This is a genomic window from Psychrobacter sp. APC 3426 (assembly GCF_030408035.1).
GTDB lineage: Bacteria > Pseudomonadota > Gammaproteobacteria > Pseudomonadales > Moraxellaceae > Psychrobacter.
The window spans coordinates 84,334-91,405 of sequence record NZ_JASDCF010000013.1 but is presented as its reverse complement, the minus strand read 5'-3'; the positions used below and the strand labels follow the sequence as shown (position 1 = coordinate 91,405).

General features: G+C 41.8%; 7 protein-coding genes and 1 other annotated feature. Of the genes, 2 read left to right on the top strand and 5 right to left on the bottom strand.

What is annotated here, in order from left to right:
• The first annotated feature begins 174 nt into the window (after positions 1–174).
• A protein-coding gene (locus QL919_RS08470) for an IS3 family transposase (protein ID WP_290189114.1) occupies positions 175–1,343 on the top strand; the annotation gives its coding sequence in 2 pieces (ribosomal slippage) (positions 175–457 and positions 457–1,343; 1,170 coding nt in all).
• Positions 450–566, top strand: a sequence feature (AL1L pseudoknot). (Overlaps the previous gene by 117 nt.)
• A 291-nt stretch (positions 1,344–1,634) precedes the next feature.
• On the opposite strand, the gene QL919_RS08465 is transcribed toward QL919_RS08470, so the two are convergent.
• The 3 genes from QL919_RS08465 to QL919_RS08455 all read right to left on the bottom strand — a co-directional run bounded on the left by QL919_RS08465 (position 1,635) and on the right by QL919_RS08455 (position 4,018).
• Positions 1,635–1,919: a putative quinol monooxygenase gene (locus QL919_RS08465; protein WP_290189113.1), complete on the bottom strand. Its 285-nt coding sequence runs from the start codon at positions 1,917–1,919 to the stop codon at positions 1,635–1,637.
• Between the two features lie 20 nt (positions 1,920–1,939).
• Positions 1,940–2,938, bottom strand: a complete 999-nt coding sequence (locus QL919_RS08460; RefSeq protein WP_290189112.1) for a zinc-binding alcohol dehydrogenase family protein — start codon at positions 2,936–2,938, stop codon at positions 1,940–1,942.
• Between the two features lie 339 nt (positions 2,939–3,277).
• Positions 3,278–4,018 (bottom strand): SDR family oxidoreductase, encoded by a 741-nt coding sequence (locus QL919_RS08455; protein ID WP_102094239.1) that lies wholly within the window; start codon positions 4,016–4,018, stop codon positions 3,278–3,280.
• 134 nt (positions 4,019–4,152) lie between these two features.
• Between QL919_RS08455 and QL919_RS08450 the strand changes: the two genes are divergently transcribed.
• Positions 4,153–5,052: a LysR family transcriptional regulator gene (locus tag QL919_RS08450; RefSeq protein WP_290189117.1), complete on the top strand. Its 900-nt coding sequence runs from the start codon at positions 4,153–4,155 to the stop codon at positions 5,050–5,052.
• A gap of 14 nt (positions 5,053–5,066) precedes the next feature.
• Here QL919_RS08450 and QL919_RS08445 read toward each other — a convergent pair whose 3' ends face one another.
• Together QL919_RS08445 and QL919_RS08440 are read right to left on the bottom strand one after the other, a co-directional pair.
• Positions 5,067–6,083, bottom strand: coding sequence for a zinc-dependent alcohol dehydrogenase family protein (locus QL919_RS08445; RefSeq protein WP_290189111.1), 1,017 nt, complete (start codon positions 6,081–6,083; stop codon positions 5,067–5,069).
• Positions 6,073–7,068, bottom strand: coding sequence for a zinc-dependent alcohol dehydrogenase family protein (locus tag QL919_RS08440; protein WP_290189110.1), 996 nt, complete (start codon positions 7,066–7,068; stop codon positions 6,073–6,075). The genes QL919_RS08445 and QL919_RS08440 overlap by 11 nt, the downstream gene beginning before the upstream one ends.
• Between the last annotated feature and the right edge of the window lie 4 nt (positions 7,069–7,072).

Below are 7,072 nucleotides of genomic sequence, written 5' to 3'. Positions count from 1 at the left end.
TATTTGAGTATTTGAGTATTTGAGTATTTGAGTATTTGAGTATTTGAGTATTTGAGTATTTGAGTATTTGAGTATTTGAGTATTTGAGTATTTGAGTATTTGAGTATTTGAGTATTTGAGTATTTGAACCGCCCCGGTATTGTCGAAGGCTCAACGCTCCAAGAGAATACGACAATGAAAACACGAAACTACACTCCTGAGATTAAAGAACGCGCCGTCCGTATGCTGATCGAAGCAGCAAACGACTATCCCTCCATCTGGTCAGCCATCAAAGCCATAGCGCCAAAGATAGGTTGCACGCCTGAGACCCTACGCTCGTGGCATAAGAAGCACATCGATCAAACCATTCCTGCAAATGTGCAAGCTCAAAGTGACAAAGAGCGTATCAAAGAGCTTGAACGCGAGAATAAAGAGCTCAAGCAAGCCAATGAGATTATACGTAAGGCTGCTGGTCTTGAAGCTCAGGCGGAGAAGGGCCGTCCACCCAAGTAATGGTCGACTTTATTGATGATCATAAAAAAAATTATGGGATCGAGCCAATCTGCCGAGTACTACCGATTGCCCCATCAACCTACTACCGTGCTAAAAACCTAGAGTATTGCCCTGAGAAGCGCTCACTACGCAGTCAACATGACGACTATTATCTCAGCGAGATTAAACGTATTTGGCAGGACAGTAAATTCCGTTATGGTGTGCGTAAAGTCTGGCAGCATATGAAAGCTGACGAGTTAAAGGTTGCTCGGTGTACCGTAGAGCGATTAATGAAGCAGTATGGCCTACAAGGCATCTGGCGTGGCAAAGGCAAGATTACCACCAACAGCCGTGACGACCAAAAGCGCGCTGATGACTTAGTCAATCGTAACTTTAATGCGCATCGTCCTAACCAGCTGTGGGTTGCTGACTTTACTTACGTTAAAACATTGAGTGGCTGGGTATATACCGCTTTTATTATTGATGTGTTTGCCCGTGCTATCGTTGGTTGGAAGGTATCTAATCGTATGAACACCGATATGGTGATGGCGGCATTAAATCAAGCCATAACAGATAGAAACAATCCCAAAGATGTCATTCATCATAGTGATCGCGGCGTTCAGTACTTATCCATTAGCTATACTTCTAGGATGACGGATTCTGGCGTCATTGCCTCTGTTGGTACCAAAGGTGATTCATACGACAATGCGTTGGCTGAAACGGTTAACGGGCTGTATAAAACCGAGGTGATTCATTATTTAAAGCAAAACTGGACTGGCGTTAACGATGTTGAACTGGCAACCCTTGAATGGGTCGATTGGTTTAACAAAACCCGTTTGCATAGTAAAATTGGTTATGTGTCGCCTTTTTAGTTTGAGAGACGATACTATGATAGTCTTAGTGAGTCAGACAAAGCTGACTGACTCAAGCAATCCACTCTCCGTTATAGTCGGGGCGTTTCACTCAAAAAATAGGAGCTTATAGCTCCCATTTTTATGTTAGCTTTCTAAGTCTCTATGTTAATTTCAAGAATACTTCATCATAATGTCCGAATATAGTTAATCCAATTTGAGAGTGGTACAAGGCAGCCGAGTGCAGATGTATCTGTCATACTTCAAGCAAGGTTAACGCTGTAACGCTTTTATAGTGGATTGACTATACAGCTATATTTTTTTGATTTCTACAATATCACTTGATTCAATGAGTGATTGGATATTACCAAATAAACTTTGAATATAATCAGAGGCCATATGGATATCTAAATCCTCCCTGCTACGCCATTCTTCTAAGAAGAAATATCTACTCGAGTCATTTTCGCTAATATAAAGCTCATATTTCAAGCACCCTTCTTCTTGAAGCGTAGGCTCTATTACACTTTTTAAAAGCGCATCTAACGTCTCTTTTTGATCTGATTTTGCCTTAAAGTTCGCAATTATTGAAATAGTCATTATTTCACCTTGAATTTGTTTTAGAAGTTTTCTAGTACAATTTTGCCTTTTGACTTGCCTGATTCAAGTAACTTATGCGCCTTCTCCAAGTTTGCAGCGTTAATGTTGCCTAGATTTTGGTTGAGGGTACTTCTAATTTTTTGCTGGTCAACTAATTGAGCAACCTGTTGCAACAGATCACCTTGCTTTTCAATATCATCGGTTTCATACATTGAACGGGTGAACATCAACTCCCAATGGATAGAAATAGATTTAGTCTTAAACGGCATAATATCAAATGTTTGTGGATCATCGATCAATCCAAGCTTGCCTTGTGGTGCAATCAGAGAAACTATTTGCTCGATATAGGTGTCTGTATGATTTGTAGAGAATACGTATTTTGGTTTTGCAATGCCTAGTGTCTCGATTTGTGCATTTAAATCTTTGCTATGATCAATGACATGGTCGGCACCAAGTGATTCCACCCAAGATTTCGTTTCTTCACGTGACGCTGTTGCTATAACGGTCAGATTTGTTTTTGCTTTTAGGAGTTGGATAGCGATTGATCCTACACCACCTGCACCACCAATAATTAAAATACTGCCAACTTCTGTTTCTGAAATTTGAAACCGATCAAACAGCATTTCCCATGCCGTTATTGCAGTTAATGGCAATGCTGCTGCTTCTGCATTAGATATTGTAATTGGTTTAAGACTAATAATTCGTTCATCGACTGCTTGATACTCAGCATTACTACCATCTCGGGTTAAATCGCCAGCATACCAAACAGAATCTCCTACTTTAAACGAGGTAACTTTTGAGCCAATTTCAATAATTTCCCCAACGGCATCCCAACCTAAAATACGATTATTTGCTTCAGACGAATTTTTTCTCACTTTGGTATCAACTGGATTCACAGAGATTGCCTGAACTTTTACCAGTACATCACGCTCCTTAAGCGTAGGCTTCGCTTTTTCAATATCTACCAATGAATTTTTAAAATCATCATGGTTATTTATAACATACGATACGGCTTTCATAGATTTGTCCTCAACTTTAAAAAATATAGGGCGTGTTGAACATTCAAATATTCGGACTGCTGATAGATAAAATCGCACCAAACTAGGCGTAAACCGACGATAATGTCGAGGCCTTAGCTAGGTTTACAACACCGTTTGGGGTGATTTTAGCATCAGCCCTTTGGGGCGGGGCTCTTTTTTGCCAATACATGGCGAAATTGTCTATCCTAGAATGACTAGGCTTCGAAAATTTCACTGCGTATTGCCTGTAAAATAGCCGCCGCCAGTGCCACATTTGAATGTTCAACACGCCCTAGTAAAAATGGGAGCGAAGTGCTCCCATTTTATGTTATTCAATCATTAAAACTCTTGGCTCGTTGGGCGCAAAACAATTTCATTAATATCTACATCCGCAGGCTGTTCAATTGCATAAGCAATTGCTCGAGCGACTGAGTCAGCTGGTATGGCTTGTTTGTAGAAATCAGTAACAAACTCTGAACTTTCTTTATGAGAAGAACCGAATTTTAGTTCTGACTCAATTGCACCAGGCTCAATAGTAGTCGTTCTAATTGTTCCCCCAACTTCATGACGAAGGCCTTCTGAGATGGCTCTTACAGCAAACTTAGTACCGCTATAAACAGTACCTCCTGGACTAAATACTTTTACCCCTGCAACAGATGCGAGATTAATAAAGTGTCCAAAGTTTTGTTTTTGGAAAACAGGTAGGGTAGCTGCTATACCATAAAGAACACCTTTAATATTAATGTCGATCATACGATCCCATTCATCAACTTTTAGCTCACTTAATGGTGCAATAGACATTAATCCAGCATTGTTTACCAATACATCGATTTGACCAAATGCGCTTAATGCCTTTTCAATAAGTGCTTGTACTTCATGTGGTTTGGTTATATCCATACCAATAAATTCAGCTTGACCACCTTCAGCACGAATGTCGTGAACAATAGCCTCTAATTTTTCAGTACGTCTAGCACCAATTACAACCTTTGCACCTTTTTTAGCAAGTAAGCGAGCAGTAGCTTCACCTAAACCACTACTTGCACCAGTGATAACAATAACTTTATTTTCTATATTATTCATACAAGTAACCTTCAACCTATCTGTCAATCATATTTGAGGGTTAAGTATTACAGCCTTGCTAGGTATAATAAATGAATAATATTATCTTTCAGAATTCCTATTTACGGAATAATTACTATAACACAGGATTGGACATGCAGAACAAATTGGAAATGATGCGTATCTTTTGTGTCGCAGCAGAGTCTCGAAATTTTAAAGAGGCAGCAACTCAACTGGGTATTTCCCCACAGGTAGTGACACGGGCAATAAAAGAGCTAGAAGAGCAGCGTGGAGAGATTTTGTTTTACAGGAGTACTCGACAAATTAAAATTACCGCTGATGGTGAGCGTCTGGCAAAGCAAGCACGTCTTGCGGTGGAATCGATCGATGCTTTGCTTGTAAAAGACACCAAGGAAAAACGAGATGAAATGCGTGGGACTGTCCGTATTACTGTGTCGTCTGTGTTAGGGCGTAAATTGGTAGTACCTGCACTAGCAGAATTTGCCACACGTTATCCAGATATTGTCGTGGATTGTGTGCTAACAGATTCACACTCGGATGTGATCGATGAGCGGATAGATATCGGGATCAGATTTGGATTTTTGCCGGACAATCGATATGTAGCAAGGGAATTGGCTAAAGTGAAATTTTATTCTGTGGGTACGCCAGAGTTAATTGATAAGGTTGGAATGCCCAAAAAAATTATTGACCTTGATAAATACCCTCTAACAGCACTAGTCGATCATAAAACAGGGCGTTACTGGCCATGGACATTCACCGAAAGTCGAAGCTTTACGCCATCAAAGCCCCGTTTTATTACAGATGATCTAGAAGCTGAATTTCAAGCTATTCTCGCTGGAGTTGGATTCGGACACATGCCTGGATTTCTAGTTTTGCCGTGGCTTAGGAGTGGTAAGCTCATTCAGATATTTCATGAGGAAACCTCTCCCGTTTGGCGCCTGTATTTATATCGTCCACAGCGGGGCCCGACACCTTTGCGAATCCGAGCATTGTTTGATTACTTAGTGGAAGTGCTGGGCCATATAGAAACCTGAATCAGATAAGACCATCATGTATCTAGAGTAACTACAATTTTTCCTATTTGCTGATTTGATTCAAGATAGCGCTGAGCGTCATGCATGTCCTCAAAGTTAAAGCAACGGTCGATCACTGGACGAAGATATCCTGCACCTATACTGCTAAGAATAAATCGTCTGGCTTGCTCCCTTAGAACAGGGTCATGGAGAACCTCAAGGAACAAAAAACCTCGCATGGTTAAGCTCTTGCGTAATGCAACTTTAAGGGGAAATGGTGTGTTCTCCGGGCTAAGTGCACCATGCATAACCATAGTTCCTCCCACAGACATCGCTTTTGCAATCTGTTCAATATGTGGCCCTCCTACAGCATCAAAGGCGACATCAAGATGTTCTCCACCTAAACGTAAAACAAGCGCCTCATACAAATCTGGTTCATCTTCACTGGCTATAACATCTTTAACACCGAGATCCAGTAAACGTTGCTTTTTCTCTATCGTCTGTGTACTTGCAATGACCTTAGCACCCGCTGCTTCAGCTATCTGTATCGCAGCTAGTCCTACGCTACTTGAAGCTGCTGTGATCAAGATTGTTTTTCCTTTCGATAATCCACCAGCATGGATTACACCACCCCAAGCCGTCAAATACTGCATCCAGATTGAAGAAGCTTCTTCCCAGCTTAAACTATCGGGTTTGTGAACTAAAAAATTTTCTGGAATCAGAAGCTTGTCCGCATATGTCCCATATTTGGCTAGATTGTCAGTCGGAAGAATCGATACGGCATCTCCTGGAGAAAATTGGTGTACACCTTCACCTATCGCAAGAACTATGCCTGCTCCCTCATATCCCAGACGAGAAGGGAATACTGCCTTTTGAATATAAGTACCACGCCGAAACATTACATCGGCCCGGTTGAGTCCGATCGTTTTCATCTGTATTAGAACTTCTCCTGCGGCTGGTAAAGCAACAGGAAGTGTTTCTAATGTCAGAACATCTGTATCTCCAATACAATTGAAGCGCCAAGTCTTGGCCTGAAGTGCGTTAAATGACATCGATAACTACCTTAATATTAGCAGAGCGATCTTGAACAGCATCATGAGCCTCAATCGCTTGGTCTAGAGTAAAATGACGAGGATCAACAATAGCACGCAGTTTACCTTCCTCAACGAGACGAGTCGCGGTCTTAAGGACATCACCATGATGAGAACGGCGATTGCCTGTTAACGTCGGCATTAGGACGAATACGCCAGACACTGTGGCACACCGTAGAGATGAATTCGCTAAATTATGATTGCCAAATGCAGCACAGCTGGTGATGTGGCCATAGTGAGTCGTCATGGAAAGTGAAGCTTCGAGTACTGGACCACCCACAGTGTCGTAAACAATATTAAAGCCTTGACCCTCAGGGCTTGCAGCAATAATGTCATCGGAAGATGCTGTTGTGTAATCGAGAGGTATTGCACCGAGTTCTGAAATCAGTGATTGATCAGCTGTACGAGCAGTCGCCCAAACATTTGCATCAAGTGCTTTTGCAAGCTGAACCACCATATAACCAACGCCACCAGCACCACCTTGAACCAGTACAGTTTGCCCTGGTTGGACCTCCGCATTATCCACTAAACCTTCCCAAGCGGTGAGGAACGTCAATGGTAGTACTGCTGCCTCGCGCATAGAGATATTCCGTGGCTTTAATGCGATCAGATCAGCATCTGCTACAACATATTCTGCTAAAGATCCTTGAAGACCACGGACGCCACCAATCAGACCGTAAACTTCATCTCCGACGTTGAAGTGGGTGACACCTTCACCAACAGCAGTTACAACCCCAGCCATATCCGTTCCCAACACGGCAGGAAGCTCTGGCATAGCATATGTTGCTTCACCAAGACGAATTTTATAATCAATAGGGTTTACACCACTAGCATGAATACGTACTAGAACTTGCCCAGCCTCTGGTTGAGGTATAGGGAGTTCTACACGTTTAAATTCATGATCACCAAAATTTTCTAGGATAAGCGCATTCATCATCTTATTCATAGTT